The organism is Variovorax sp. CF079 (genome assembly GCF_900101545.1).
In the GTDB taxonomy this organism is placed as follows: domain Bacteria; phylum Pseudomonadota; class Gammaproteobacteria; order Burkholderiales; family Burkholderiaceae_C; genus Variovorax.
The window spans coordinates 76,681-101,848 of sequence record NZ_FMZU01000001.1 but is presented as its reverse complement, the minus strand read 5'-3'; the positions used below and the strand labels follow the sequence as shown (position 1 = coordinate 101,848).

Genomic DNA, 25,168 nt, shown 5'->3' with positions numbered 1-25,168 from the left:
GCCCCGGGCCGGAGGGCCTGCCGGCACAGCCTAAAATCACGGGCTTTCCACCGGCGCCAGGCCTTCCTTCCCATGACGACAACCGAATCCCTTCACAGCGCCGCGGTAGCGACCAAGGCGAACGTGTATTTCGACGGCAAGTGCGTGAGCCATAGCCTCACGCTCGCCGACGGCAGCAAGAAATCAGTGGGCGTGATCCTTCCGTCCACCCTCACCTTCAACACCGGCGCGCCCGAAGTCATGGAAGGCACCGGCGGCAGCTGCGAATACCTGCTCTCCGGCAGCAGCGAATGGGCAAGCTCGGGCCCGGGCGAAAAATTCAGCGTGCCGGGCAACTCGAGCTTCCAGATCCGCGTGAGCGGCGAGCCCTACAGCTACATCTGCCATTTCGGCTGAACCGGGATTCCTGCATGTCGACCATTCTTCAGAACGTTCCCGCCGGCCAGAAGGTCGGCATCGCCTTTTCCGGCGGCCTCGACACCAGCGCGGCCCTGCACTGGATGCGCAACAAGGGCGCCATTCCCTACGCCTACACCGCCAACCTGGGCCAGCCCGACGAGCCCGACTACGACGAGATTCCGCGCAAGGCCATGCTCTACGGCGCCGAGAAGGCGCGGTTGGTCGACTGCCGCACGCAGCTCGCCGCCGAAGGCCTTGCCGCGCTGCAGGCCGGCGCCTTCCACGTGACCACCGCCGGCGTCACCTACTTCAACACCACGCCGCTGGGCCGCGCCGTCACCGGCACCATGCTGGTGTCGGCCATGAAGGAAGACAACGTCCACATCTGGGGCGACGGCAGCACCTACAAGGGCAACGACATCGAGCGCTTCTACCGCTACGGCCTGCTCACCAACCCGGCGCTGAAGATCTACAAGCCCTGGCTGGACCAGGTCTTCATCGACGAGCTGGGCGGCCGCGCCGAGATGTCCGAATTCATGCAGAAGGCCGGCTTCGCCTACAAAATGTCGGCCGAGAAGGCCTACTCGACCGACTCCAACATGCTCGGCGCCACGCACGAGGCGAAAGACCTGGAACACCTGAACAGCGGCATGAAGATCGTGCAGCCGATCATGGGCGTGGCCTTCTGGAAGGACGAGGTCGAAGTCAAGCGCGAGGAGGTCACGGTGCGCTTCGTCGAAGGCCGCCCGGTGGCGATCAACGGCGTCGAATACCCGAGCCTGGTCGAGCTGCTGCTGGAAGCCAACCGCGTCGGCGGCCGCCATGGTCTGGGCATGAGCGACCAGATCGAGAACCGCATCATCGAGGCCAAGAGCCGCGGCATCTACGAGGCTCCGGGCCTGGCGCTGCTGTTCATCGCCTACGAGCGCCTGGTCACCGGCATCCACAACGAAGACACCATCGAGCAGTACCGCGACCACGGCCGCCGCCTGGGCCGCCTGCTCTACCAGGGCCGCTGGTTCGACCCGCAAGCCATCATGCTGCGCGAGACGGCACAGCGCTGGGTGGCGCGCGCGGTCACGGGCGAAGTCACGGTCGAGCTGCGCCGCGGCAACGACTACTCGATCCTCAATACCGAGTCGCCCAACCTCACCTACAAGCCCGAGCGGCTGACGATGGAAAAAGGCGAATCGAGCTTCTCGCCGGCCGACCGCATCGGCCAGCTCACGATGCGCAACCTCGACATCGTCGACACGCGCGACAAGCTGGCGATCTATACGCAGGCCGGGCTGCTGTCTTCGGGCCAGGGCGCTTCGCTGCCCCAGCTGAAGAACGACGAACGCGAGTGAGCCTGAGCGGGGGCCGCGGTCAGTCGCCGCCTCCGCCGCAACCGCCGCCGCAGCCCGAACCGGAGTCGCCGCTGCCGCCATCCCCGCCGCTCGACGATTCGCTGCCGCCGAAGCCGCCCGCATCGCCGGAGCCGCCACCCGAATCGCTGAAGCTGGTGCCGCAATGGGCGTCGGAGCCCGCCTGCTGGTCTATCGCCTTGCAGTCCGGCACATACTGGAATCCGCCTTCCACGCCGAACTTGGCATCGAGCGCGAAGAGCAGCGGCAGCCGCGTCGGCGTGCGCGGGTCGATGCTTTCCTCCTTGCAGGCCCAGAACCAGGTGCGGCGCAGGCCGTCGTTGCGGCGCGCATCCCGGCCCAGCACCTCGGCCGGCGTGTGATGCAGCAGCCCGCCGAAGGCGGCGGCGCACCAGCGCTGGTAGCCCTGGGTGTGCAGGATGAACTCGTGCCAGGCGGCATCGACCACCTTGGACGGCATCGCCACGAACTTGCGGTCGCTGCGCAGGTGGGCCATGAAGAACTGGCGCAAACCGCGCAGCACCAGGTCGGTGTCGCGCTCCTGCAGCTGCGGGTAGGCGGCACGCAGCTTGGCGCCGAGAAAGCGCGGAAACGTCGCCTCGCGCACGAACTGGCGTCGCGCGCTCATTTCCCAGGCCTTGAGCGCACCGCCGAGCACCAGCCCGACCATGACGGAGGCGATCAGCGATGCGCCCGTGCGCCAATACGCCACGACCACGATGCCCACCAGCCACAAGAGCCGGCGCCCCCACAGCAGCGCCTGGATGCGGCGCCGGAAGTTGAGCTGCAGCAGCTCCGTCACACGACCACCGGCTCCGGCTCCAGCCGGATGCCGAAGCGCTCGTAGACGCTGGTCTGGATCGCCTTGGCCAGCGTCATGACCTCGCCGCCGGTCACCGGGTGCGCCGCTCCACCGCGGTTGACCAGCACCAGCGCCTGCTTCTCGTAGACGCCGGCATTGCCGACCGACTTGCCCTTCCAGCCGCAGGCATCGATCAACCAGCCGGCCGCCAGCTTGATGCTGCCGTCGGCCATCGGGTAGTGCACGATCTTCGGGTCGCGCGCGATGATGTCGGCGCACTGTTCGGGCGTGACGGTCGGGTTCTTGAAGAAGCTGCCGGCATTGCCCAGCACGCGCCAGTCGGGCAGCTTGACCGTGCGGATGGCGCAGACCCAGTCGAAGATCTCGGTCGCGCTGGGCGTGAAGTTGCCGGTTTCGGCCATCTTGCGCTCCAGATCGAGGTAGCCGAGCACCGGCTTCCACGGTCTGGGCAGCCGAAAGCGCACGCGCGTGATCAGCGCCCGCCCGGCCAGGCCGAAATCGTTCTCGCCGCTGGCCGTGTGCTTGAACACCGAGTCGCGGTAGCCGAAGGCGCATTGCGCGGCGTCGAGGGTGAAGCTTCGGCCGGTTTCCAGGTCGATGGCATCGAGCGAATCGAAGCGGTCCTGCAGCTCGACGCCGTAGGCGCCGATGTTCTGCACCGGCGCGCCGCCCACCGTGCCGGGGATCAGCGCCAGGTTTTCGAGGCCGAGATGGCCCTGCTCCAGCGTCCAGCGCACGACCTCATGCCAGGTCTCGCCGGCGCCGGCCTCCACGATCCAGGCGCGCGGCGTCTCTTCCACGAGCCGGCGGCCCTTGATCTCGACCTTAAGCACCAGCGGCTTGACGTCGCCGGTCAGCACGATGTTGCTGCCGCCGCCGAGCACGAACTTGGGCGCGCCGCGCCACTCTGCATCCGCCAGGACCGCCGCCACGTCGGCCTCGCCCGCGACGCGCACCAGGTGCTGGGCGCGCGCGACGATGCCGAAGCTGTTGTGCTGCTGCAGCGGTACGTTGTGCTCCACGATCATGGGAGAATTGTCGCATTCACACAGCGCGAGTCCGAGGAGAGTCCATGCCGTCTTTCGATACCGTCTGCGAGCCCAACCTGCCCGAGGTCAAGAATGCCGTCGAGAACACGGCCAAGGAAATCGCCACGCGTTTCGACTTCAAGGGCACCGCGGCCGCTGTCGAGCTCAAGGACAAGGAAATCACCCTGATCGGCGATGCCGAGTTCCAGCTGGTCCAGGTCGAGGACATCCTGCGCAGCAAGCTCACCAAACGCAGCGTCGACGTGCGCTTCCTCGACAAGGGCGACGTGCAGAAGATCGGCGGCGACAAGGTCAAGCAGGTGATCAAGGTCAAGAGCGGCATCGAAAGCGATACCGCCAAGAAGATTCAGCGCCTCATCAAGGACAGCAAGCTCAAGGTGCAGGCCGCGATCCAGGGCGACGCGGTGCGCGTCACCGGCGCCAAGCGCGACGACCTGCAAGCCGCGATGGCGCTGATCAAGAAGGACGTGCCGGACATGCCGCTGTCCTTCAACAATTTCCGCGACTGAGCCGCCCATGAAGCCCATCCTTCCGGTGCTGCTGCTGGCCGCGGCATGCACCTTCGCGCACGCCCAGTCGGTGATGCTCACCGGCACCATCGGCAGCCGCGCCATCCTGATCGTGGACGGCGGCGCGCCGAAGACGGTGGCCGTGGGCGAGACCTTCCAGGGCGTCAAGCTGCTCTCGCTGGCGGGCGAGCAGGCCACCGTCGAGGCCGGCGGCAAGCGCGTGGCGCTGCGCATGGATACGCCGGTCAGCATCGGCGGTGCCGGTCCGGGCGGTGGCGGCGGCACCCGCATCGTGCTGCCGGTATCGAGCGGCGGGCACTTCATGACGCAGGGCGCCATCAACGGCCGTTCGGTCAACTTCATGCTCGACACCGGCGCCACCAGCATCGCCATGTCGGCCGCCGACGCGCAGCGCATCGGGCTCGATTTCAGCAAGGGGCAGCCGATCCGCATGGGCACGGCCAATGGCATTGCGCTGGGCTATCGCGTGCGCCTCAACTCCGTGCGGGTCGGCGACGTCGAGGTCTACGACGTCGAGGCGGTGGTCTCGCAGCAGCCGATGCCTTATGTGCTGCTGGGCAACAGCTTCATCAGCCGCTTTTCGATGCGGCGCGACGCCGACCAGATGGTTCTCGAAAAACGCTACTGAGCCGCTGCGGTCACGACAATCTCGATCTTGTAGGCCGCCTTGGCCATCGCCGCCTGCACCGTCGCGCGCGGCGGCGTGTGGCCGGCGGGGATCCATGCGTCCCACACCTCGTTCATCGCCGTGATGTCAGTGATGTCGGCCAGAAAGATCTGCGTCATCAGGATGCGCGACTTGTCGCCGCCGGCCTCGGCCAGCAGGCGGTCGACCATCGCGAGCACCTGCGAGGTCTGGCCGCGGATGTCCTGCGTGGTGTCGTCGGGCACCTGGCCCGCGAGGTAGATGGTGCCGTTGTGGACCGCCGTCTCGCTGAGGCGCGGGCCGACGTGAAAGCGCTGAATGGTGCCCATGGCCGTTTACTCCTGTGTCTTTGGTTTCGATCCGAGCCGGGACTCGGTGCCGGCCACGAGCCGGCGGATGTTTTCGCGATGCCGCCAGATCAGCAGCAGGCTGATCGCCACCAGCGCCAGCAGCACCGTGGGATGCAACGGCCAGGCGATGCCGCCGCCGATCAGGTAGTAGGCCGGCGCGAAGAAGGCCGCCACCAGCGAAGCCAGCGACGAATAGCGAAAGAAGACGGCGATGATCAGCCAGGTGGTGCCGGTCGCCAGCCCCAGCAGCCATTCGATGCCGACCAGCGCACCGGCCGCCGTCGCGACGCCCTTCCCGCCTTGGAAACCGAAGAACACCGGGTAGAGATGCCCCAGAAAAGCTGCCAGCCCGGCCAGCGCCGCCGTGCCCGGCCCCATGCCGAAATCGGCGCCGAGCCGATGGACCAGGAACACCGGCACCCAGCCCTTGAGCGCATCGAGCAACAGCGTCGCGAGCGCGGCGCCCTTGTTGCCCGAGCGCAGCACGTTGGTGGCGCCCGGGTTCTTGCTGCCGTAGCTGCGGGGGTCGGCCATGCCGAGCGACTTGCTGACGATCACCGCGAAGGACAGCGATCCGAGCAGGTAGGACAGAACGATCGCGATGAGCGAGGGAAGATAAGAACTCACGGTGTCTCCAGGCGGCCGGCTATTCTGCCAGCGCGCACTGCACCGGTTTTGCGCCGAGCAGCCGAACGCAAACCTGCGGGTCGATGCCGACCAGGTAGCCCCGCCGTCCGCCGTTGATCGCGATCTTCGGCAGATCGAGGATCGTCGCCTCCACGGGTGTTTCGCTGACGTGGGTCTTCTTGCTCATTCGGCCGCCGCCGGGCCGCCCCAAGGCGGCCGAGCCTCCCCCTCGGGGGTGGAGTTACACGCGCGGAGCGCGTGAAAAGCCGGGGGCTGACATCAGATCGCGGGGTCCCGCATTTCCCAGCGCAGCTTGTCGACTTCGCCCACCACCTCCGGCGTCAGCGTCGTGCCCCAGGCATCGATGTCCTCGTCCAGCTGCGCCACCGAAGTCACGCCGATGATGGTGCTCGCCACCAGCCACTTGGTGTAGCAGAAGGCCAGCGCAAACTGCGTCGGCGTCATGTCGAGCTCGCGCGCCAGCGCGTTGTAGCGGCGCGCCGCGTTCAGCGACTCGGGCCGGCCCCAGCGCTGCTTGCGCACTGATTCGTAGCGCGCGATGCGCGCCTCCTGGGGCGCATCAGGGCCGACGATGCCGCTCTTGTCGTACTTGCCGGTCAGGAGCCCGAAGGCGAGCGGCGAATACGCCAGGAAAGCAACGCCGAGCCGGTGCACGGTCTCGTCCAGCCCGTTCTCTGCCGCGCGGCTCACCAGGTTGTAGACGTTCTGCACCGAGGCCACGCGCGGCAACCCGTGTTCCTCGGCCAGCCGCACGAACTCGTGCACGCCGTAGGGCGTTTCGTTCGAAAGGCCGATGGTGCGCACCTTGCCGGCCTTCACCAGCCCCGCCAGCGCATCGAGCTGTTCGCGGATGGAGGTTTGCGAGCTCTCCTTGGCCGGGTCGTAGTAGATGTTACCGAAGGCCGGCACATGCCGCTCGGGCCAGTGGATCTGGTAGAGGTCGATCACGTCGGTCTGCAGGCGCCGGAGGCTGCCCTCGCAGGAGGCGACGATGTCGGCCGCCGTCATGCCGCCGCCCTCGCGCACCCAGGGCATGCCGCGCGAGGGGCCGGCGACCTTGGTGGCGAGCACGGTTTTGGCGCGCGTGCCGGGGTTCTTGGCATACCAGTTGCCGATGATGGTTTCGGTCGCGCCGTAGGTTTCCTTGCGGGCCGGCACCGCGTACATCTCGGCGGTGTCGATGAAGTCGACGCCGCGTTCGAGCGAGCGGTGGAGGATGGCGTGGGCGGTGGGTTCGTCCACCTGTTCGCCGAAAGTCATGGTGCCGAGGCAGATCGGCGTGACGCGGAGGTCGCTCTGACCGAGTTGGATTTTTTGCATGCGCGAAATGCTACAGCGGGTGCGTGTCCTGCGCTGGACTGCGCGGCTTGCGTTGCCTCCCTATCATCGACCGGATGTACCAAGCCCTCCGCCCCTTCGTCAGCGAATTCGTCCCCGTCCGCAACCTCCGCTACCACGTGCGCGTCTGGGGCCAGCCTTCAACCGAGCGCCCGCCGCTGGTCCTGCTCCACGGCTGGATGGACGTGGCCGCCTCCTGGCAGTTCGTGGTCGATGCGCTGGCCGAGGAACGCCAAGTGATCGCGCCCGATTGGCGCGGCTTCGGCCTCACCGAGGGCGGCGGCGTCGACAACTACTGGATGCCCGACTACCTGGCCGACCTGGACTGGTTGCTCGACCACTACGCGGGCGACGCGCCGATCGACCTCGTCGGCCACAGCATGGGCGGCAACATTGCCATGCAGTACGGCGGCGTTCGGCCGCAGCGGGTGCGCCGCCTGGTCAACCTGGAGGGCTTCGGCATGCCGCTGCTGCAGCCGGACGAAGCGCCCCAGCGCTACGGCAAGTGGATCGACGAACTGAAGCGCCTGCACCGCGGCGAGATGGCCCTGGCCAGCTACCCGGCGCCGGAGGGCGTCGCACGGCGCCTCATGAAGACCAACCCGCGCCTCACGCAGGACAAGGCCGACTGGCTGGCCGGCCAGTGGTCCGCCGCCCGGCACCTGCCCGAGGGCGGCGAGCGCTGGGAGATCCTCGGCGACCCGGCGCACAAGATCATCAACGCCAACCTCTTCCGCGTCGACGAGGCGCTGGCGCTCTATGCCGGCATCGCCGCGCCGGTACTGGCGGTGGTGGCCTCCGACGACAGCCTCGGCAAGTGGTGGAAGGGCCGCTACACCCTGGCCGACTTCCAGGAACGGCTGAAATCCGTGCCCGACGTGCGCCTGGCCCGCGTCGAGGATGCCGGCCACATGCTGCACCACGACCAGCCCGCGCGGGTGGCCGCGTTGATCGAAGACTTCCTTGCCTCGGCCAGGCCTTGACGGGCATGAGAAAATGCCCGGTTTCCCCCCGAACACCGTCAGGACACCCCATGGATGCAGAGCAAATCAACCAAATCGGCGCAACCCTCGCGGACCTGAGCGCCCGGACGGTCGATCTACGGAGGTATCTTTGACTACGATGCCAAAGCCGAACGTCTGAGGACGGTCAACGCATCGCTCGAAGATCCCAACGTCTGGAACGACCCGAAGAAGGCCCAGGAGCTGGGCCGCGAGAAGAAGTCGCTCGACGACGTGGTCGTCACGCTCGACCGGCTCACCAGCGGCCTCTCGGACAACACCGAGCTCTTCGAAATGTCGAAGGAAGAAGGCGACATGGACGGCCTGCAGTCCATCGCCGATGACGCTGCCAAGCTCGAAGCCGACATCAAGCAGCTCGAGTTCCGCAGGATGTTCAACAACCCGGCCGACCCGCTGAACGCCTTCGTCGACATCCAGGCCGGCGCCGGCGGCACCGAGGCCTGCGACTGGGCCAGCATGCTGCTGCGCCAGTACCTGAAGTACGCCGAGCGCAAGGGCTTCAAGACCCAGATCGAGGACGAGACGCCCGGCGACACGGCCGGCATCAAGGGCGCCACTATCAAGGTCGAGGGCGACTACGCCTTCGGCTTGCTGCGCACCGAGACCGGCGTGCACCGCCTGGTGCGCAAGTCGCCCTTCGATTCCTCGGGCGGGCGCCACACCAGCTTTGCCAGCATCTTCGTCTACCCCGAGATCGACGACTCGATCGAGATCGAGATCAACCCGGCCGACGTGCGCACCGACACCTTCCGCGCCAGCGGCGCCGGCGGCCAGCACATCAACAAGACCGACTCGGCCGTGCGGCTCACGCACATCCCGACCGGCATCGTGGTGCAGTGCCAGGACGGCCGCAGCCAGCACAGCAACCGCGACGTGGCCTGGAAGCGCCTGCGCTCGCGCCTGTACGACCACGAGATGCGCAAGCGCCAGGAAGAGCAGCAGAAGCTGGAAGACAGTAAGACCGACGTCGGCTGGGGCCACCAGATCCGCAGCTACGTGCTGGACAACAGCCGCATCAAGGACCTGCGCACCAACGTCGAGATCAGCAACACGCAGAAGGTGCTGGACGGCGACCTGGATCCGTTCATCGAAGCCTCGTTGAAGCAAGGCGTCTGATGCAGGGCGCTTCGCACAAGGCGGAAGCCCTGATCTTCGACATGGACGGCACCATGGTCGACTCCATGCCCTGGCACGCCAAGGCATGGGTCGAGTACGGCCGCCGCAAGGGCCTGGCGATCGACATCCCGGACTTCATGCGCCGCACCACCGGCCGCACGGCCTTCGAATGCGCCTGCGAGCTCATGGGCCGCGAAGTGACCGAAGCCGAGAGCATCGAGATCACGCACGCCAAGGAGTCGATCTACCGCGAGCTCTTCGGGGCGGCATTTCGCGAAGTGACCGGCTTCAGCGACTTTGCCAAGGCTGCGGCGGCACGCGGCTTCAAGATCGCGGTCGGCACGGCGGGCGACAAGCACAACATCGCCTTCACCATGTCACAGCTCAAGCTGGACCCGGCGCCGCTCGCCATCGTGGGCGGCGACGAGGGCCTGCCCGGCAAGCCGCAACCCGCGATCTTTCTCGAAGCCGCGCGCCGCATCGGCGTGCCGCCGGCGCGCTGCGTCGTGTTCGAGGACGCGCCCTTCGGCATCGAGGCCGCGCGTCGCGGCGGCATGCGCGCGGTGGCGGTCTGCAGCACCCACTCTGCCTCCGAACTCGCAGGGCCGCATGTGATTGCGGCCGTGCGCGACTACAACGAACTCGCAAAATCAAACTTTCTGGAGACGCTCGATGCACTTGCGTGATGCCCAAGGCGAACCCGTCGCGATCCGCCGCGAGGACTACCGCGCCCCCGCCTACTGGATCGACACCGTCGACCTGACCTTCGACCTCGACCCGGCCAAGACGCGCGTGCTCAACCGCATGCGCCTGCGCCGCAACCCCGACGTGCCGGCCGAGCCGCTGCGCCTGGACGGCGACGAGCTCAACCTGGCGCGGGTGCTGGTCGACGGCCAGGGCGCGTCCTTCCGCATGGAGGCCGAGCAGCTCGTCATCGACAACCTGCCCGATGCCTTCGAGCTCGAGCTCTTCACCACCTGCGCGCCCGCGAAGAACACCAAGCTCATGGGCCTGTTCGTGAGCGAGAACACCTTCTTCACGCAGTGCGAGGCCGAAGGCTTCCGCCGCATCACCTACTTCCTCGACCGCCCCGACGTGATGGCGAGCTACACGGTGACGATCCGCGCCGCCAAGGCCGCCTACCCGGTGCTGCTGTCGAACGGCAACCTGGTCGAACAGGGCGAGCTCCCCGAGGGCCGCCACTTCGCGAAGTGGGTCGACCCCTTCCGCAAGCCCTGCTATCTGTTCGCGCTGGTGGCCGGCAAGCTGGTGGCGCGCGAGCAGCGCATCAAGGCACGCAACGGCAAGGAACACCTGCTGCAGGTCTACGTACGCGCCGGCGACCTCGACAAGACCGAGCACGCGATGAACTCGCTGGTCAACTCGGTGACGTGGGACGAAGCCCGCTTCGGCCTGCCGCTGGACCTCGACCGCTTCATGATCGTCGCCACCAGCGACTTCAACATGGGCGCGATGGAGAACAAGGGCCTGAACATCTTCAACACGAAGTACGTTCTGGCCAACCAGGCCACCGCCACCGACGCTGACTACAGCAACATCGAAAGCGTGGTCGGCCACGAGTACTTCCACAACTGGAGCGGCGACCGCGTGACCTGCCGCGACTGGTTCCAGCTCTCGCTGAAGGAAGGCCTCACGGTGTTCCGCGACCAGGAGTTCAGCCAGGACCTGTGCGCCGACGCCTCGGCACGCGCCGTCAAGCGCATCGAGGACGTGCGCGTGCTGCGCACCGCCCAGTTCCCCGAGGACGCGGGCCCGATGGCGCACCCGGTGCGGCCCGACAGCTACATCGAGATCAGCAACTTTTACACCGTCACCATCTACGAGAAGGGTGCCGAGGTGGTGCGCATGATGCAGACGCTGGTCGGCCGCAAGGGCTTCGAGCGCGGCATCACGCTGTACTTCGAGCGTCACGACGGCCAGGCCGTGACCTGCGACGACTTCGCGCAGGCCATTGCCGACGCCAACCCCGACTCCGACCTCGCGCGCCTCTTGCCGCAGTTCAAGCGCTGGTACAGCCAGGCCGGCACGCCGCGCCTCGCGGCCCACGGCGTGTACGACGCCGCGACGCGCAGCTACACGCTGAGCTTCTTGCAGAGCTGCGCGCCGACGCCGGGCCAGCCGATCAAGGACCCCTTCGTGATCCCGGTGAACCTTGGCCTCCTCGGCGCCGACGGCCGCGAGCTGCCGCTGCAGCTGGCGGGCGAAGAGAACGCCACGCAGGGCACGCGCACCCTGGTGCTCACGCACCCGGGCGAGCAGTTCACCTTCATCAACATCGACGCCGAACCGGTGCCCTCGATCCTGCGCGGCTTCAGCGCGCCGGTGATCCTCGACCACGAGTACAGCGATGCCCAGTTGCTCACGCTGCTGGCCAACGACCCGGACCCCTTCAACCGCTGGGAAGCCGGCCAGCGCCTGGCGCTGCGCGCCGCGATCCACGCGATCGGCACGCCCGCCGTCAGTGTCAGCGAAGCGCCGCTGAACGAGGCGTATCTCGAAGCCATGCGCCGCGTGCTGCGCGACCCCAAGCTCGACGCCGCCTTCAAGGAACTGGTGCTCACCCTGCCCTCGGAAACCTACATCGCCGAGCAGCTGGAAGTGGTCGATCCGCAGCGCGTGCATGCCGTGCGCGAAGCCATGCGCACGCAGCTCGCCGCCGGCCTCTTCGCCGACTGGGAACAGGCCTACGAGCAGAACCGCGACACCGGCGGCTACCAGCCCGACCCCGTGTCCTCGGGCCGCCGCGCGCTAGCGGGCCTCGCCCTCACCAACCTGTGCCTTGCTGCAAGGGCGAGCGCCACTTCGACAGGCTCAGGACAGTCGGACGTGTGGCCCGGCAAGACGCTGCAGCGCTTCAAGGACGCCGGCAACATGACCGACCGCTTCAACGCCCTCAACGCCCTGGTCTCCTCGGGCCATGCGCTGGCGGCGCCGGCGCTGGCGCGCTTCCACGCGATCTTCAAGGACGAGGCGCTGGTCATCGACAAGTGGTTCTCGCTGCAGGCCGGCGCGCCCGACCGCGGCGGCGACATCCTGCCGCTGGTCAAGCAGCTCATGAAGCACCCCGACTTCTCGCTCAAGAACCCGAACCGCGCGCGCAGCGTGATCTTCAGCTACTGCAGCGGCAACCCCGGCGCGCTGCACCGCCCCGATGCAGCCGGCTACGTGTTCTGGAGCGATCGCGTGATCGAGCTCGACGCCATCAACCCGCAGGTCGCGGCCCGCCTCGCGCGCGCGCTCGACCGCTGGAGCAAGCTGGCCGAGCCGTACCGCAGCGCGGCGCGCGAGGCCATCGTGCGCGTGGCCGCCAAGCCCGATCTCAGCAAGGACACGCATGAGGTCGTGACCCGCGCCCTCGCGAGCTAGCCAGCTAGTCAAGAAGAAAACACCGGAACCATGGCTCATCAACACAAGATCTCCCTCACCCGCTACCTGGTCGAACAACAGCGCGCCGACGGCCTGATCCCCGGCCAGCTGCGCCTCTTGCTCGAAGTGGTGGCGCGCGCCTGCAAGACCATCAGCCAGGCCGTCAACAAGGGCGCGCTCGGCGGCGTGCTCGGCACGGCCGAGAGCGAGAACGTGCAGGGCGAAATCCAGAAGAAGCTGGACATCATCGCCAACGAGGTGCTGATCGAGGCCAACGAATGGGGCGGCCACCTCGCCGCCATGGCCAGCGAGGAGATGGACAGCATCCACGTGGTGCCCAACCGCTACCCGCAGGGCGAATACCTGCTCTTGTTCGACCCCCTCGACGGCTCGAGCAACATCGACGTCAACGTCAGCATCGGCACCATCTTCAGCGTGCTGAAGAAGCCCGACGACACCCCCGGCGTGCAAGAGGCCGACTTCCTGCAGACCGGCAGCAGGCAGGTGGCGGCCGGCTACTGCATCTACGGCCCGCAGACCACGCTGGTGCTGACCGTGGGCAATGGCGTCGCGATGTTCACGCTCGACCGCGAGCAGGGCTCCTTCATGCTCACGCAGGAGGACATCCAGATCCCGGCCGACACCAAGGAATTCGCCGTCAACATGAGCAACATGCGCCACTGGGACGCCCCGGTGAAGCGCTACATCGACGAATGCCTGGCCGGCAAGGATGGCCCGCGCGGCAAGGACTTCAACATGCGCTGGATTGCCAGCATGGTGGCCGACGTGCACCGCATCCTGATGCGCGGCGGCGTCTTCATGTACCCCTGGGACAAGCGCGAGCCCGAGAAGGCCGGCAAGCTGCGCCTCATGTACGAGGCCAACCCGATGAGCTGGCTGGTCGAACAGGCCGGCGGCGCCGCCACCAATGGCAAGAAGCGCATCCTCGACCTGGAGCCCACCAAGCTGCACGAGCGCGTGGCTGTTGTGTTGGGGTCAAAGAACGAGGTCGAGCGGCTGACCGGGTATCACGAACCGCTATAATGGCGGGCTTAGCCGGTGTAGCTCAGTCGGTAGAGCAGCTCATTCGTAATGAGAAGGTCGGGTGTTCGATTCATCTCTCCGGCACCAATACAGATAAGGCCTCGTTGCTATCAGCTCGATAGCAACGAGGCCTTTTCCGTGGGCGGCCGACCTAAGAGGATTTCGAGCGGCGGGGCTTGTACAAACCCTGGCTCGTAGATCAGTTGGAAAGCATCGCTTGGTACGCCGCCCAGGCCTTGAACCCCACAGGATTGGCGTCCTCCCATTCCTTCTTGTATCGAACGCGTGATTCGAACTTTTTCTGCAGGCTCATAAAGCCATGCGTGAGGCGCTCTACCTCGCCGACAAGACGCCTGAAGTCCTCCAAAGCGACCTTGACCGCAGCTTTCATCTTGGCGGGATCGCTCTCCCAAGACAGTTCCACAAACTCGATCTCGTCGGTGTTGATGCGCATGTAGCCCCATCGTCCATGCGCGTACTTGTTCCTTTATCCCTGAACGCGCTCAACCTCTTTGAACCACGCTATTGGGACTTCGAGAATCTGCACGCGAGCCTCTGCGAAGCGAAGTTCGGCGAGGGCAGCTACAGCAAACCGGACGCTCGCTTCAAGGTGCAGGAGCCGCTGATCGATGTCCAGGCCATCGTCGACCTGGCATCGTCGTTCGGCCCCATCGCGATCAACCGCGCGTACTGCAACTGGCAGTACTACGGCCGCTATCGTGATGCGCTGCTTCAGAGTGCGGTCGAGTTGATCCAGCTCTTCCCGCCGGGCGCATCCGCCAAGAACGGCGCAGACATCAAGCTGTGCCTGGACGCCACGGAAGACATCGCCCGCTTCTCGCACCTCGGCACGATCATCATCGTCGGCGGCGACAGCGATTTCATGCCGGTCGCGCAGAAGATCAAGGCCGCGGGCCGGACGCTCATCGGCTTGGGCACGCGCAAGTCGACCAATCGGCACTGGGCCAAGAGCTGCCACGAGTTCCGCTACTACGAGAACCTGGCCGAAGAGCCTGCGGTACCTGAAGATCAACCCGATGAAGCGGCGCCGATCGAGGCACCGCCTGTGAATCCTGCCGCCGATGTCCTCAAACGCGCCATCAAACTCCTTGCCGAAACCAAGGGCGACCCGTGGGTCAACAAAGGCTCGATCTGGCACATGATCAAGCGGCTCGACCCGACCTTCGACACCAAGGAATACGGCCACCCCAACTTCCCCGCGATGGTGAAGGCGCTGGACGACATCGTCGAGGTCAGGAAGGGTGATTCGGACCAGGTGGTGCGCCTGCGTTGAAGGGGCCCCTGCCCTCACCCTGGCCCTCTCCCGGAGGGAGAGGGGACAAGACCGGGCCCGTACCCACGGCCGCAGTAGGCAGACTGACAAGAGCAGCCGCCGCAGCCATACTGGGCTCTCCACAAACGGAGGTCACCATGGCCCAGCACGCAATCACCGCTGTTCACTACGGGGGCGGGAAGATCGATCTCGTCGCGCTTCACCCGGTTGTGGACAAGGAATTCGGTTCGACAGAACTGGCGCTCGGCGCGGCACGGCGCGTCAAGGTCGGCGAATGCGTCGATCTGCTTGCCGCCGGCGAGGAGGTCTGCATCGCGCGGCGTACCGAAGACCATGCCTGGGAGATCGTTTGCGACGTCAAGGCGCTGCCGGGCGGCAACGGCATCACTGGCGTCGACATCGTCGACCAGCCCAACGACGCTTTGCAGAACCTTCCAAAGTGGGACTAGTGCGGGGCGCTCATGCTGACCTTGCTGTCCGCCGCCCCGCTCAGCCGTTCAACACAGGGTTTGGCGCGTACTTGTCACCCACGCCCTCGCGCAGCGGATGCGTGTCGTAGACGATGTGCATGCTATCGATGCGGTCGCTGTCCGGGCGGAAGCCGAACACGTCCACGCAGGTGAAGTCGACCAGCCTTCCGTCGCTCAGCGTCCAGTCATAGCGGAAGTAGGCCGCCACGCGTACCGTGGCGTCTACAGGCTGTACCGACGCGAACAGATCGATCAGCGTGATCACACTCTGGCGCGATGCCTGCGCCAACCTGGGGAAGAAGTCGCGCGCCTTCATGGTGCCGAGAAACGGGGAATGCACGACGCCGTTGTTCTCGAAAGTGGAAATCAACCCCGCCGTATCGCTTGCGTGCAGGTATTGCAGGTAGCTGCGCACCGTATCCAGTTGGCTTTGACTCATGTGTGGGCTCCTTGTCGGTTAACGGCTGAATCGTTCCAGACACGGCGCTCGCCGACAAGTCAGAATGGCTGTCAATCCATAAGAGTCGTTTATGAATTTGCGCTACCTGCAGTACCTCAGGCTGGTGATCGAACATGGCAGCTTCGCTGCTGCGGCGCGGGCCGGTGGTGTGTCGCAGCCGGCGATCAGTCACGGCATGAGGCAGCTGCAGCGACAGTTCGACACACCGCTTTTCGTTGCGTCCGGGCGCAGGCTGCTGCCCACCGAGGCAGCGTTGCAAGCGGCGTTGAAGAGCACGGATCTCGCAGAGCGGATCGAAGCACTTGGAATGGCGAGTGCCACTCCGGCCCATCGCGACACGCTGCGCGTTGGGGTGACGCCATCCGCCGCGCTGGTCTGCGGCCCGGCCTTGCACTTCGGTTGGTGTCATGGCCACCCTCGCCGTCGCCTCGACATGTCGAGCGCCGACGAAGGCCGCATGCTTGCGAAGTTGCAGGGCGGCGAACTTGACCTCGTGATTTCACCGCTGCCTCGTGGGTACCCTGCCGCCGGCCTGGCCTGTCAGCCGCTGTACCAGCTCACGCCGCTGGCCTACGCCTGCCGCGCGCACCCCTTGGCCAAAGCGCGATCACTGGAGGAACTGCAGGGAGCGTCATGGGCGATCGTCGGGCCCAGCGTGAGCGGGCCCGTAGACGTGCTGCATGAGGCATTTGCCGTCCGCCGGATGCGGGCGCCACGTGTGGTGGCGTCGTGCCCCGACTACGCCAGCCTTCTGCATCTGATGGCCGACAGCGACTTGCTGGGTGTGCTCCCTCACCCGGCGCTGCTGGAGAGTGCAGCGAAGGGCCAGGTTGTGCCGCTGCGTCTGCGTGAGGCCCTTCCGCGCTACGAGATGCATCTGTTCACGCCGACGCGATCGCGCCGACTGCTGGGGCCTGTCATCGCGAGTTTGCGGCAGCGTGCACACACACCACCTATGCGCGACGCCGTACAGACGGAGTACGCGCATCCGGTCACAGTGACCGGATGACCCCCTCCGAATTCACTGCCGACGCCATGGTTCGTGTCTACCTGCGTGGACGTACCTTGCCAGAAGTCTTGCACGCTGCGGTTGTGTGGGTGGCCGAAGCACGGCTGAGCAGCGGCAGGATGCCGGTGCTCGACCAGGCCCTGCGCACAGACATCGACAACCAGGCCATCGCGCCGCCGACAGGCATCGGAGTCGCTGCGGCGGCTGAGCGGCCGGCCGTGTGTGCCTTGCTCCAACCAGCTCCTGCATAACTCACTGAAAGGTGGACATCATGAAAACAACATCCTGGATGACGGCAGCGGCCATCAGTTCGCTCCTGACTTTGGCCGGATGCGCGACCGGTCCCAACCAGCAGCTCGGTATCGCCGGTGGCGCCGTCGGCGGAGCGGTGCTTGGCAACGCGATCGGCGGCAACGCGGCTTCTACAGTGGGAGGGGCCGCCATCGGCGGCCTGATCGGCAACGAAGTGGGGCGGAACGCGGACCAGCGCAACTACAACAACCGTGGCTACTACCCCTACAACGGCCCCCGCTACTGAGCGCTCCCGCTTTCACAGACGTGCCATGAGGCACGTTTTTTTTGCCCCGTTCGAGGCAACTCGCTATATCTTGCCGGCCAACAGCAGAACCACCAGGATCACCAGCACCAGCCCGATGCCACCGCTGGGACCGTAGCCCCATCCCCGACTGTGGGGCCAGCTTGGAATCGCGCCGATGAGCAGCAGGACCACGATGATCAACAGAATTGTTCCCAATGTCATGGCATGTCTCCTATCAGTGAGTCGTAGCGGCGCAGCGCTCGAGAAAACTCGCGCAGCGCACCAATCCCGCTTTCCTCGGCGCGCCGGCACCAGTCTTCCAGCTGTTTCACCAGCTGCTCCTTCGAGGCTGCGGATCGGCTCCATACGGCAGTGAGATCCTGCCGCATCGAGTAAATGGTGCTCAGCACCGTGCTGGAATGCAGAGCCTGTTGCAGGACTGCGCGCTCCTTCTCCGGCAATTCCCTCGCATCCCTTTGCAGCAGGTAGTTGACCGGGTCCAGCGCCTTGGAGTCCCTCGAGCCCGGGATCGCGCCGGCCCGCAGGCTGAGGATCTCCGCCACGGCAGTCGGGCGCACGGACCTGGCGAACTTGGCCAGCACGTCGTAGCGGTGAGTGATGACAGCCTGCAGGGTCCCCACGTCGCAACGGGTCTTGGATGTGTTGTAGCCAATCCTGGGCGCAACCTTGCGCACCTTCGCCAGGTGAATCATTTCCAGGATGCGGATGTACATCCAGCCGATGTCGAATTCCCACCACTTGCTGGACAGCCTGGCAGAGGTGACATAGGCGTGATGGTTGTTGTGCAGCTCTTCGCCGCCGATCAGGATGCCCCACGGCACGACATTGCTGGAGCTGTCGTTCGGCGCGAAATTGCGGTAGCCCCAATAGTGGCCGACGCCGTTGATGACGCCCGCGGCGAAGAACGGAATCCACAGCATCTGAACCGCCCACATGCTGAGTCCGATCGGGCCGAACAGGACGATGTCGATGCCCAGCACGAGGCCGATGCCGAGTCGGGTGTGCCTTGCGTACAGCTTGCGCTCGATCCAGTCGTCAGGGGTGCCGTGGCCGTATTTTTCGAGCGTTGCGGCGTTTCTGGCTTCCATGCGATAGAGCTCGGTGCCTTCGAACAGCACTTTCCTGATGCCATGGATCTGCGGGCTGTGGGGGTCTTCGGAGCTTTCGCAGTTGGCGTGGTGCTTGCGGTGGATCGCCGTCCATTCCCTGGTCACCATTCCGGTGGTGAGCCACAACCAGAAACGGAATAAGTGGCTGGCGACGGGATGCAGTTCCAGCGCGCGATGCGCCTGATGCCGATGCAGAAAAATGGTGACCGCGGCGATGGTGACGTGGGTCGAGCCCAGCGTGACCAGCACAAGACCCCACCAGGGCAGATCGAGCAGGTTAAGTTGCATCACAAGGCCGTTGCGGGGCTGCGCAATGCCCCCACTTGCAATGCTAGTCAAACGAAGGCGATCGTCTGTACGCTACCGCACGGTGAAGCCGATGTCGCCGGATCAGGTCGCTGTTTCATGGGGCAGCAGGCGATCGGTCTCGCGCTTTACCACTTCGTAGCATTCGCACACGTGCCGTTCGAGACCTGGACGGTCCAGCACCGTGATGTGACCCCGGGCATACTGGATCAGGTTCAGGCGCTGCAGCTTGCCGGCCGCCTCCGTCACGCCTTCGCGCCGCACGCCGAGCATGTTGGCGATCAGCTCCTGCGTCATCACCAGGTCGCTGCCCGGCAGCCTGTCGAGGCTCAGCAGGAGCCAGCGACACAGCTGTTGCTCGAGCGAATGGTGTCGATTGCATACGGCCGTCTGCGACATCTGCGTGATGAGCGCCTGGGTATAGCGCAGCAGGAGATGGAGCAACGGCCCTCCCTGCTCGACCAATTGTTTGATATGGCTGGCGCCCAGCCGAAACGCATGCCCTGCGCTTTGCACCACCGCGCGGTTCGGCGTGCTGCCTCCGCCCATCAGGAGCGAGACGCCGACCATGCCCTCGAACCCGACGACCGCGATCTCGGCGGATTGCCCGTTCTCGAGCACATACAGCAGCGAAACGATGCAGTCGGTCGGGAAGTACACGTGCTCCTGAACTATCCCCGACTCGTAAAGAACATCGCCCAAGTTGAGCGTAACCAGTTCGAGAAGCGGCTCCAAGCCGACCCGCACATCCAGGGGCATCACCTCCAGGAGGTCGTTGTGCGCTGAAGCAGAACGCGGTGAAGTCGCAGTCGATGCCATGACGAGCCGAAGTCCCGAAATTGAACACCACGTGCGGGGAATGTAGCGCCGATTTTGCACTGTTGCAGCGGTTTGTCAGCGGCTGATTCGGCTCTTGCTTTCATCCGGAAAGCGTAGGATGGTTGGCGTCTCAGTCCCCGCCTTCGAGCAGCCACCATGAGCGACCCGGACTTCACGGCCCTGCAGCAGCACATGCTCGCGGAAATCGCTGCGAAGACGATTTTCTCGACCTCGTACCTGGGCAAAGCTGCGCTCGATCCGCGGGTCATGGATGCCATGGCCAAGGTGCCGCGCCATGAGTTCGTGCCGCTCGAGCTGCGGCCCTTTGCCTACGTCGACACGCCCTTGCCCATCGGCTACGGCAAGACGATCTCACAGCCTTTCATCGTCGCCGTGATGACCGATCTGCTCGACGTGCAGCCGACCGACACGGTGCTGGAAATCGGCACCGGGCTGGGCTACCAGTCGGCGATCCTGGCGGAGCTCGCGCTGCGGGTCTTCAGCATCGAGCTGATCGAAGAGCTGGCCACGCGGGCGATGCACCGGCTGGCGCGGCAGGGCCATCTCAACGTCGACATCAAGATCGGCAACGGCTGCCATGGCTGGCCCGAATACGCGCCCTTCGACAAGGTGATCGTGACGGCGGCGCCCGAGTTGATTCCGCCAGCGCTCATTTACCAGTTGAAACCCGGCGGCAAGATGGTGATCCCCGCCGGCCTGCCCGAGTCGCAGCAGCTCATGCTGGCCGAGAAGGATCTCGACGGTTCGGTATCGACGAAGGACATCTTTCCGGTGCTGTTCTCTTCGCTCGAGGACGAAGACGCCTAATCTGGCTGAGCGCGATGGCGAAGGCCCATGCCCTCACCCTAGTCCGGAGGGAGAGGGAACAAGATCGTGTCGGCCGGCGCCTCTATCTTCAGGCCAACGATCGCGCTACATTGATTCCGCAGTCGTAGTTCACCCATGAAGCGCCCACCCGGCGCTTTTTCCATTCAGCCACCCTGAGGGGAAGCCATGATTTACGTCATCAAAGTGAACGGCAAGGAACGGCGCGTCGACGCCGACGACGACACCCCGCTTCTGTGGGCCCTGCGTGACAACCTGAAACTGACCGGCACCAAGTTCGGCTGCGGCATCGCGCAGTGCGGGGCCTGCACCGTCTACATGGAAGGCCAGCCACTGCGCTCCTGTTCGATCCCGATCGCGGCGGTCGGCAAGCGGGCCATCACGACCATCGAGGGTCTCACGGGCCGCGAAGCCAAGGCGGTGCAGGCCGCGTGGGTGGCGCGCGACGTGCCGCAGTGCGGCTACTGCCAGTCGGGCCAGGTGATGAGCGCGGTGGCGCTGCTCAGACAGATCAAGAAGCCGACAGACCGCGACATCGACCTGGCGATGAACGGCAACATCTGCCGCTGTGCGACCTACGACCGCATCCGCGCCGCCATCCACGACGCGGCGCGCACGCTGGGAGCCTGAGCCATGGAAAGCACAGCCACATCGAAGCTCTCGCGCCGCACGGTGCTGAAGAGCACGACCGGCCTGGTCGTCGCCGCCTACCTCGCGCCCTTCACCGGCAGCGCGCTGGCGGCCACCAAGGCCAAGGCGGCCCAGAGCGTCTTCGCGCCCAACGCCTTCATTCGCGTGGGCACCGACAGCACGGTCACGGTGCTGGTCAAGCACATCGAGTTCGGCCAGGGGCCCTTCACCGGTCTCGCGACGATCGTGGCCGAGGAGATGGATGCCGACTGGGCGCAGATGCGCGCCGAGCATGCGCCGGCCGATGCCAAGCTCTACAACAACCTCGCTTTCGGTCCGGTGCAGGGCACGGGCGGCTCGACGGCGATTGCCAATTCCTACGACCAGCTGCGCCAGGCTGGCGCCACCGCGCGGGCGCTGCTGGTGCAGGCGGCGGCCAACAGCTGGCGCGTGCCGGCAAAGGACATCACGGTCGAACGCGGCGTGTTGCGGCATGCGGCGTCGGGCAAGCAGGGCCGCTTCGGCGAATTCGCGCTCGCCGCATCGCGATTGCCCGCACCCGCGCCCACCGAGGTGCGGCTGAAAGACCCCTCCGAGTTCCGCCTGATCGGGCGCGAAGGCGCGGTGCGCAAGCTCGACGTGCCGGCCAAGACCAACGGCACGGCGCAGTTCACCATCGACATCCACGAGCCGAACATGCTCACCGTGGTGGTCGCGCATCCGCCGCTCTTCGGCGCCAAGGTCGCTTCTTTCGACGCGATCGAGGCGCTGGCGGTCAAGGGCGTGGTGGAGGTGAAGCAGGTGCCGACCGGCGTGGCCGTCTACGCGGAGAGCACCTGGCCGGCCATCAAGGGGCGCGAGAAGCTGCGCATCACCTGGGACGAGTCGGCGGCCGAGAAGCGCGGCAGCGAACAGATCCTCGCCGAATACCGCGCCGCCGCCCGCTCGCCGGGAGCCGTCGCCGACGCGCACGGCAATGTCGACACGAGCCTGGCCTCGGCCGAGCGGGTGATCGAAACCGAGTACGCCTTCCCCTACCTGGCCCATTCGCCGATGGAGCCGCTGGACGGCTTCCTGCGCTGGAACGACAAGGGCGCCACCGCGCGCTTCGGCTCGCAGATCCAGACCCTCGACCAGGCCGTCATCGCCGGCGTGCTGGGGCTCAAGCCCGAACAGGTGGCGGTCGAGACCATGCTGGCCGGCGGCAGCTTCGGCCGCCGCGGCGAGATGGGCTCTGACTTCGCAGCCGAGCTGGCCCAGGTCGCCAAGGCCATCGGCCCCGCGCGCCCCGTCAAGCTGATGTGGACGCGCGACGACGACGTGCAGGGCGGGCGCTACCGGCCGCTCTTCGTGCACCGCATGCGCGGGGGCTTGCGCGGCGGCAAGGTCGTGGCCTGGTCCGACACCATCGTGGGCCAGTCCTTCATCCAGGGCACGATGTTCGAATCCATGCTGTTCAAGAACGGCATCGACGCCACCATGGTCGAAGGCGCGAACGAGATCCCCTACAAGATCGAGAACTTCCGCTGCGACCTGCACATCCAGAAGGTCGGCGTGCCCACGCTGTCGTGGCGCTCGGTGGGCTCCACGCACACCGGCTACGCGGTGGAGTGCTTCGTCGACCAGCTGCTGCAGACCGCGGGGCAGGACCCGGTCGAAGGCCGCATGGCCCTCTTCGGCGACGACCCGCGCTTCAAGACCACGCTGCGCGCCGTGGCCGATCTCGCGAAGTGGTCGGGGCCGGCCGCGGGCAGCGGGCGCGCACGCGGCGTCTCGATCGTCAAGGCCTTCGGCACCTATGTCGCGCACATCGCCGAGGTGTCGATGGGCGAGAACGGCGAGCCGCGCGTGCACAAGGTGTGGTGCGCGGTGGACTGCGGCCGCGTGGTCAACCCCGACATCGTGCGCGCGCAGATGGAAGGCGGCATCGGCTTCGGCCTGGGCCACATCCTCTACGGCGAGATCCGGCTCGAAGGCGGGCGCCGCGTGCAGCGCAACTTCGACACCTACCGTTCGCTGCGCATCCACGAGATGCCGGCGATCGAAGTGAAGATCGTCGACTCGACCGAGAAGCCGACGGGCGTCGGCGAACCGGGCGTTCCGCCGATCGGGCCGGCGGTGGCCAATGCGCTCGCGCGGCTCGCGGGCGGCGAACGGCCGCGGCAGTTGCCCATGGTCAGGGAGGCCGCGTGATGATGATGAATAAGAAGCTCTTTCTTGCCGCCCTGCTCGCCCTCGGTGGCATCGCGGCCGCGCAGCAGCAGGGCAGCAACAACACGCTCAAGCCCGTGTCCGAGTTCGACAAGATCGCCGACAAGCAGGAGCGCGCCATCGCCCTCTTCACCGAGGCCGGCAAGGTCATCAACAGCCCACGCTGCCTCAACTGCCATCCGTCGGGCGACCGGCCGACGCAGAGCAATGCGCTGAATCCGCACCAGCCCTGGGTGGTGCGCGGCGCCGACGGCTTCGGCGCGGCGGCGATGCGCTGCGCCACCTGCCACCAGGCCGCCAACTACGACAACGCGCGCATGCCGGGCCATCCCAAGTGGCACCTGGCGCCGGCCTCGATGGCCTGGCAGGGCCGCACGCTGGGCCAGATCTGCGAGCAGATCAAGGACAAGTCGCGCAACGACAACATGGACATGGCCAAGCTGGTGCACCACATGGCCGAAGACTCGCTGGTCGGCTGGGCCTGGAACCCGGGCGCGTGGCGCACGCCGGCGCCGGGAACGCAGAAGGAGTTCGGGGCGCTGATCAAGGCCTGGGCCGAGGCCGGGGCTTTCTGCCCGCGCTCCTGAGCTGTTCGGCTGGGCTCTGGGTAGCCGACGGCGCGACGCCGCTCTCGCTCAGCAACGATAGGCCATTCGTTGTATGGAGAAAGGTCTCTTTGGGGCGTACAACTATTGCGCCCGATGGGCCTGTGCGTCCGTTTGTTCAACATCCTGAAGTGAATGCTTTGGCCCTGGTATCACCGCCCGTGGCGGGGCAAAGGGAAGATCATGAACAGACCTTGCGGTAAAGCCGTGCTCTGCGGTGCCGCGGCAGCGGCGGCGATGATGGTTGGCTCGGCTTGGGCTCATGAACCCGGCCGGATGACCGGTGGCGGAAGCTTTTTCTGCAGCGAACTCGCCACTGGGCAGCAGAGGGTGACGCACGGGTTCGAGTTGCACTGCGGACAGGGCACTCAATTCGAAGGATCCGACCCCGCGGAGCCGAACAATCTGGAAATCAATTTTTCCGGTGGCGACAATTTCCATCTAACCACTTTGTCGAAGGGCCTGTGCACCAACGACCCGAATATCGAACCACAACCTCCGACTGCGCCCTTCGACACCTTCGAGGGAGCGGGCACCGGCACCTTCAATGGTCAGCCTGCGTCGATAACATTCACGTTCACCGACGGCGGAGAGCCTGGCACCAAAGACACTGCCCTGGTCATCATCACCCTGGCGGGGTCGGCGACTCCCGCGCTCAAGTGCGATACGGCCACGCCGCTGACCTTCGGCAATCATCAGGCGCACAAGGCGACTGGCAGCAACTAGTAACGGCGGTCTCGGCAAACCGAAGTGCACCGTGTCGAAAAAAAAACGTGGAATGTGCCGGGCGTTGGCAGGCTTTTGCCTGGCAGCGCTGTCGGCGCTCCCAGGTGAACTGCTGTTGGCAGCCGAAGCTGAAAAGGCCTCCTCCATCAAAGCTGGCGTGATCGAGCAATCAGCGGGTGTTGATGTTCAAGACGATGGATCTGGCCCGGAAAGCCTCGGCGGGGCGCTCTATAGCCCATTCAGCACCGCTTTCGACACGGCTGCGGTGAAACCCTACGCCTACGCCACGCCGGCGCAGCAAAAAGAGGACGACGGAACGTCTGGCCTGGTGACGACGACCGTCGCAGCGTTCATCGCTGCGGGGTTCCTCGTCGTTCTTGTCCGCGTTCTCATTGCGGGTTAGAG

The 25,168-nt window shown here is 65.9% G+C and carries 29 protein-coding genes, 1 tRNA gene and 1 pseudogene; 21 read left to right on the top strand and 10 right to left on the bottom strand.

From position 1 onward, the window contains the following. Positions 1-72: 72 nt before the first annotated feature. The gene (locus tag BLS74_RS00560; protein ID WP_093102105.1) at positions 73-396 is read left to right on the top strand and encodes a pyrimidine/purine nucleoside phosphorylase; all 324 of its coding nucleotides are present in this window, start codon (positions 73-75) and stop codon (positions 394-396) included. A 14-nt stretch (positions 397-410) separates the two neighbouring features. After that, positions 411-1,748 carry an argininosuccinate synthase gene (gene argG, locus BLS74_RS00555; RefSeq protein WP_093102103.1) on the top strand — a complete coding sequence of 446 codons (1,338 nt, stop codon included), beginning with the start codon at positions 411-413 and terminating at the stop codon, positions 1,746-1,748. A gap of 19 nt (positions 1,749-1,767) precedes the next feature. Here the strand turns inward: argG and BLS74_RS00550 are convergent, their stop codons facing one another. Continuing rightward, positions 1,768-2,568 carry a glycine-rich domain-containing protein gene (locus BLS74_RS00550; protein ID WP_093102102.1) on the bottom strand — a complete coding sequence of 267 codons (801 nt, stop codon included), beginning with the start codon at positions 2,566-2,568 and terminating at the stop codon, positions 1,768-1,770. After that, complete coding sequence (gene murB, locus BLS74_RS00545) at positions 2,565-3,617, bottom strand: UDP-N-acetylmuramate dehydrogenase (protein WP_093102100.1); 1,053 nt, start codon at positions 3,615-3,617, stop codon at positions 2,565-2,567. Before murB ends, BLS74_RS00550 begins: the two co-directional genes overlap by 4 nt. Before the next feature lie 44 nt (positions 3,618-3,661). Between murB and BLS74_RS00540 the strand changes: the two genes are divergently transcribed. Continuing rightward, positions 3,662-4,147, top strand: coding sequence for a YajQ family cyclic di-GMP-binding protein (locus BLS74_RS00540; RefSeq protein ID WP_093102099.1), 486 nt, complete (start codon positions 3,662-3,664; stop codon positions 4,145-4,147). 7 nt (positions 4,148-4,154) lie between these two features. After that, a complete protein-coding gene (locus BLS74_RS00535) occupies positions 4,155-4,796 on the top strand; it encodes a retropepsin-like aspartic protease family protein (RefSeq protein ID WP_093102097.1) in 642 nt (213 codons plus the stop codon). Here the strand turns inward: BLS74_RS00535 and BLS74_RS00530 are convergent. The 4 genes and pseudogenes from BLS74_RS00530 to BLS74_RS00515 all read right to left on the bottom strand — a co-directional run bounded on the left by BLS74_RS00530 (position 4,790) and on the right by BLS74_RS00515 (position 7,132). Next, complete coding sequence (locus BLS74_RS00530; RefSeq protein WP_093102096.1) at positions 4,790-5,143, bottom strand: RidA family protein; 354 nt, start codon at positions 5,141-5,143, stop codon at positions 4,790-4,792. The genes BLS74_RS00535 and BLS74_RS00530 overlap by 7 nt on opposite strands. A 6-nt stretch (positions 5,144-5,149) precedes the next feature. Continuing rightward, positions 5,150-5,791 (bottom strand): glycerol-3-phosphate 1-O-acyltransferase PlsY, encoded by a 642-nt coding sequence (gene plsY, locus BLS74_RS00525; protein WP_093102094.1) that lies wholly within the window; start codon positions 5,789-5,791, stop codon positions 5,150-5,152. Positions 5,792-5,810: 19 nt separating this feature from the next. Beyond that, positions 5,811-5,936, bottom strand: a pseudogene (locus BLS74_RS00520) (Cys-tRNA(Pro) deacylase); the annotation flags it as partial. 134 nt (positions 5,937-6,070) lie between these two features. Continuing rightward, positions 6,071-7,132, bottom strand: a complete 1,062-nt coding sequence (locus BLS74_RS00515) for an aldo/keto reductase (RefSeq protein WP_093102093.1) — start codon at positions 7,130-7,132, stop codon at positions 6,071-6,073. Positions 7,133-7,206: 74 nt separating this feature from the next. Here BLS74_RS00515 and BLS74_RS00510 point away from each other — a divergent pair, with 74 nt between their 5' ends. The 8 genes from BLS74_RS00510 to BLS74_RS00470 all read left to right on the top strand — a co-directional run bounded on the left by BLS74_RS00510 (position 7,207) and on the right by BLS74_RS00470 (position 15,462). Further along, on the top strand, positions 7,207-8,133 hold the full coding sequence (locus tag BLS74_RS00510; RefSeq protein ID WP_093102091.1) for an alpha/beta fold hydrolase: 927 nt from the start codon (positions 7,207-7,209) through the stop codon (positions 8,131-8,133). 50 nt (positions 8,134-8,183) lie between these two features. After that, positions 8,184-9,288 (top strand): peptide chain release factor 2 gene (prfB, locus tag BLS74_RS00505; protein WP_139191607.1). Its coding sequence is split into 2 segments (ribosomal slippage): positions 8,184-8,264 and positions 8,266-9,288, totalling 1,104 coding nucleotides; the frame shifts between segments, so codons are not numbered across the junction. Beyond that, positions 9,288-9,974: an HAD family hydrolase gene (locus BLS74_RS00500; RefSeq protein WP_093102090.1), complete on the top strand. Its 687-nt coding sequence runs from the start codon at positions 9,288-9,290 to the stop codon at positions 9,972-9,974. Before prfB ends, BLS74_RS00500 begins: the two co-directional genes overlap by 1 nt. After that, positions 9,961-12,675: an aminopeptidase N gene (pepN, locus tag BLS74_RS00495; RefSeq protein ID WP_093102088.1), complete on the top strand. Its 2,715-nt coding sequence runs from the start codon at positions 9,961-9,963 to the stop codon at positions 12,673-12,675. The genes BLS74_RS00500 and pepN overlap by 14 nt, the downstream gene beginning before the upstream one ends. 30 nt (positions 12,676-12,705) lie before the next feature. Then, positions 12,706-13,719, top strand: coding sequence for a class 1 fructose-bisphosphatase (locus BLS74_RS00490; RefSeq protein ID WP_093102087.1), 1,014 nt, complete (start codon positions 12,706-12,708; stop codon positions 13,717-13,719). An 11-nt stretch (positions 13,720-13,730) separates the two neighbouring features. After that, positions 13,731-13,806: transfer RNA gene (locus tag BLS74_RS00485), tRNA-Thr, on the top strand. A 232-nt stretch (positions 13,807-14,038) separates the two neighbouring features. After that, the gene (locus BLS74_RS00475) at positions 14,039-15,013 is read left to right on the top strand and encodes an NYN domain-containing protein (protein WP_244503695.1); all 975 of its coding nucleotides are present in this window, start codon (positions 14,039-14,041) and stop codon (positions 15,011-15,013) included. A gap of 137 nt (positions 15,014-15,150) precedes the next feature. Next, positions 15,151-15,462, top strand: coding sequence for a hypothetical protein (locus tag BLS74_RS00470; RefSeq protein ID WP_093102082.1), 312 nt, complete (start codon positions 15,151-15,153; stop codon positions 15,460-15,462). A gap of 40 nt (positions 15,463-15,502) precedes the next feature. Here BLS74_RS00470 and BLS74_RS00465 read toward each other — a convergent pair whose 3' ends face one another. Continuing rightward, on the bottom strand, positions 15,503-15,922 hold the full coding sequence (locus BLS74_RS00465; protein ID WP_093102081.1) for a nuclear transport factor 2 family protein: 420 nt from the start codon (positions 15,920-15,922) through the stop codon (positions 15,503-15,505). A gap of 91 nt (positions 15,923-16,013) precedes the next feature. Between BLS74_RS00465 and BLS74_RS00460 the strand changes: the two genes are divergently transcribed. From BLS74_RS00460 to BLS74_RS00450, 3 genes are read left to right on the top strand one after another with little or no spacing between them, the layout of a single operon-like run. Then, positions 16,014-16,952 (top strand): LysR family transcriptional regulator, encoded by a 939-nt coding sequence (locus BLS74_RS00460; RefSeq protein ID WP_093102079.1) that lies wholly within the window; start codon positions 16,014-16,016, stop codon positions 16,950-16,952. Continuing rightward, complete coding sequence (locus BLS74_RS00455) at positions 16,949-17,203, top strand: hypothetical protein (protein WP_093102078.1); 255 nt, start codon at positions 16,949-16,951, stop codon at positions 17,201-17,203. Before BLS74_RS00460 ends, BLS74_RS00455 begins: the two co-directional genes overlap by 4 nt. 20 nt (positions 17,204-17,223) lie before the next feature. Beyond that, positions 17,224-17,490, top strand: coding sequence for a glycine zipper domain-containing protein (locus tag BLS74_RS00450; RefSeq protein ID WP_093102660.1), 267 nt, complete (start codon positions 17,224-17,226; stop codon positions 17,488-17,490). A 63-nt stretch (positions 17,491-17,553) separates the two neighbouring features. Here BLS74_RS00450 and BLS74_RS00445 read toward each other — a convergent pair whose 3' ends face one another. From BLS74_RS00445 to BLS74_RS00435, 3 genes are all read right to left on the bottom strand, one after another. Further along, on the bottom strand, positions 17,554-17,712 hold the full coding sequence (locus BLS74_RS00445; RefSeq protein ID WP_093102076.1) for a DUF3309 family protein: 159 nt from the start codon (positions 17,710-17,712) through the stop codon (positions 17,554-17,556). After that, entirely contained in the window at positions 17,709-18,908 is a 1,200-nt protein-coding gene (locus BLS74_RS00440) for a DesA family fatty acid desaturase (RefSeq protein ID WP_093102075.1), read from the bottom strand. Before BLS74_RS00440 ends, BLS74_RS00445 begins: the two co-directional genes overlap by 4 nt. Positions 18,909-19,010: 102 nt before the next feature. Further along, positions 19,011-19,685 (bottom strand): Crp/Fnr family transcriptional regulator, encoded by a 675-nt coding sequence (locus tag BLS74_RS00435; RefSeq protein WP_212733609.1) that lies wholly within the window; start codon positions 19,683-19,685, stop codon positions 19,011-19,013. Between the two features lie 216 nt (positions 19,686-19,901). On the opposite strand from BLS74_RS00435, the gene BLS74_RS00430 reads away from it, so the two are divergent. The 6 genes from BLS74_RS00430 (at position 19,902) to BLS74_RS00405 (ending at position 25,166) form a co-directional block, all read left to right on the top strand. Further along, complete coding sequence (locus BLS74_RS00430; RefSeq protein ID WP_093102073.1) at positions 19,902-20,573, top strand: protein-L-isoaspartate(D-aspartate) O-methyltransferase; 672 nt, start codon at positions 19,902-19,904, stop codon at positions 20,571-20,573. A 186-nt stretch (positions 20,574-20,759) separates the two neighbouring features. Next, positions 20,760-21,221: a (2Fe-2S)-binding protein gene (locus BLS74_RS00425; RefSeq protein WP_093102072.1), complete on the top strand. Its 462-nt coding sequence runs from the start codon at positions 20,760-20,762 to the stop codon at positions 21,219-21,221. Positions 21,222-21,224: 3 nt separating this feature from the next. Beyond that, the gene (locus BLS74_RS00420; protein ID WP_093102070.1) at positions 21,225-23,414 is read left to right on the top strand and encodes a xanthine dehydrogenase family protein molybdopterin-binding subunit; all 2,190 of its coding nucleotides are present in this window, start codon (positions 21,225-21,227) and stop codon (positions 23,412-23,414) included. Next, positions 23,414-24,019, top strand: coding sequence for an Isoquinoline 1-oxidoreductase subunit (locus tag BLS74_RS00415; protein WP_212733603.1), 606 nt, complete (start codon positions 23,414-23,416; stop codon positions 24,017-24,019). The genes BLS74_RS00420 and BLS74_RS00415 overlap by 1 nt, the downstream gene beginning before the upstream one ends. Before the next feature lie 201 nt (positions 24,020-24,220). After that, positions 24,221-24,763 (top strand): hypothetical protein, encoded by a 543-nt coding sequence (locus BLS74_RS00410; RefSeq protein WP_139191606.1) that lies wholly within the window; start codon positions 24,221-24,223, stop codon positions 24,761-24,763. A gap of 31 nt (positions 24,764-24,794) precedes the next feature. Next, a complete protein-coding gene (locus tag BLS74_RS00405) occupies positions 24,795-25,166 on the top strand; it encodes a hypothetical protein (protein WP_139191605.1) in 372 nt (123 codons plus the stop codon). Positions 25,167-25,168: the final 2 nt, after the last annotated feature.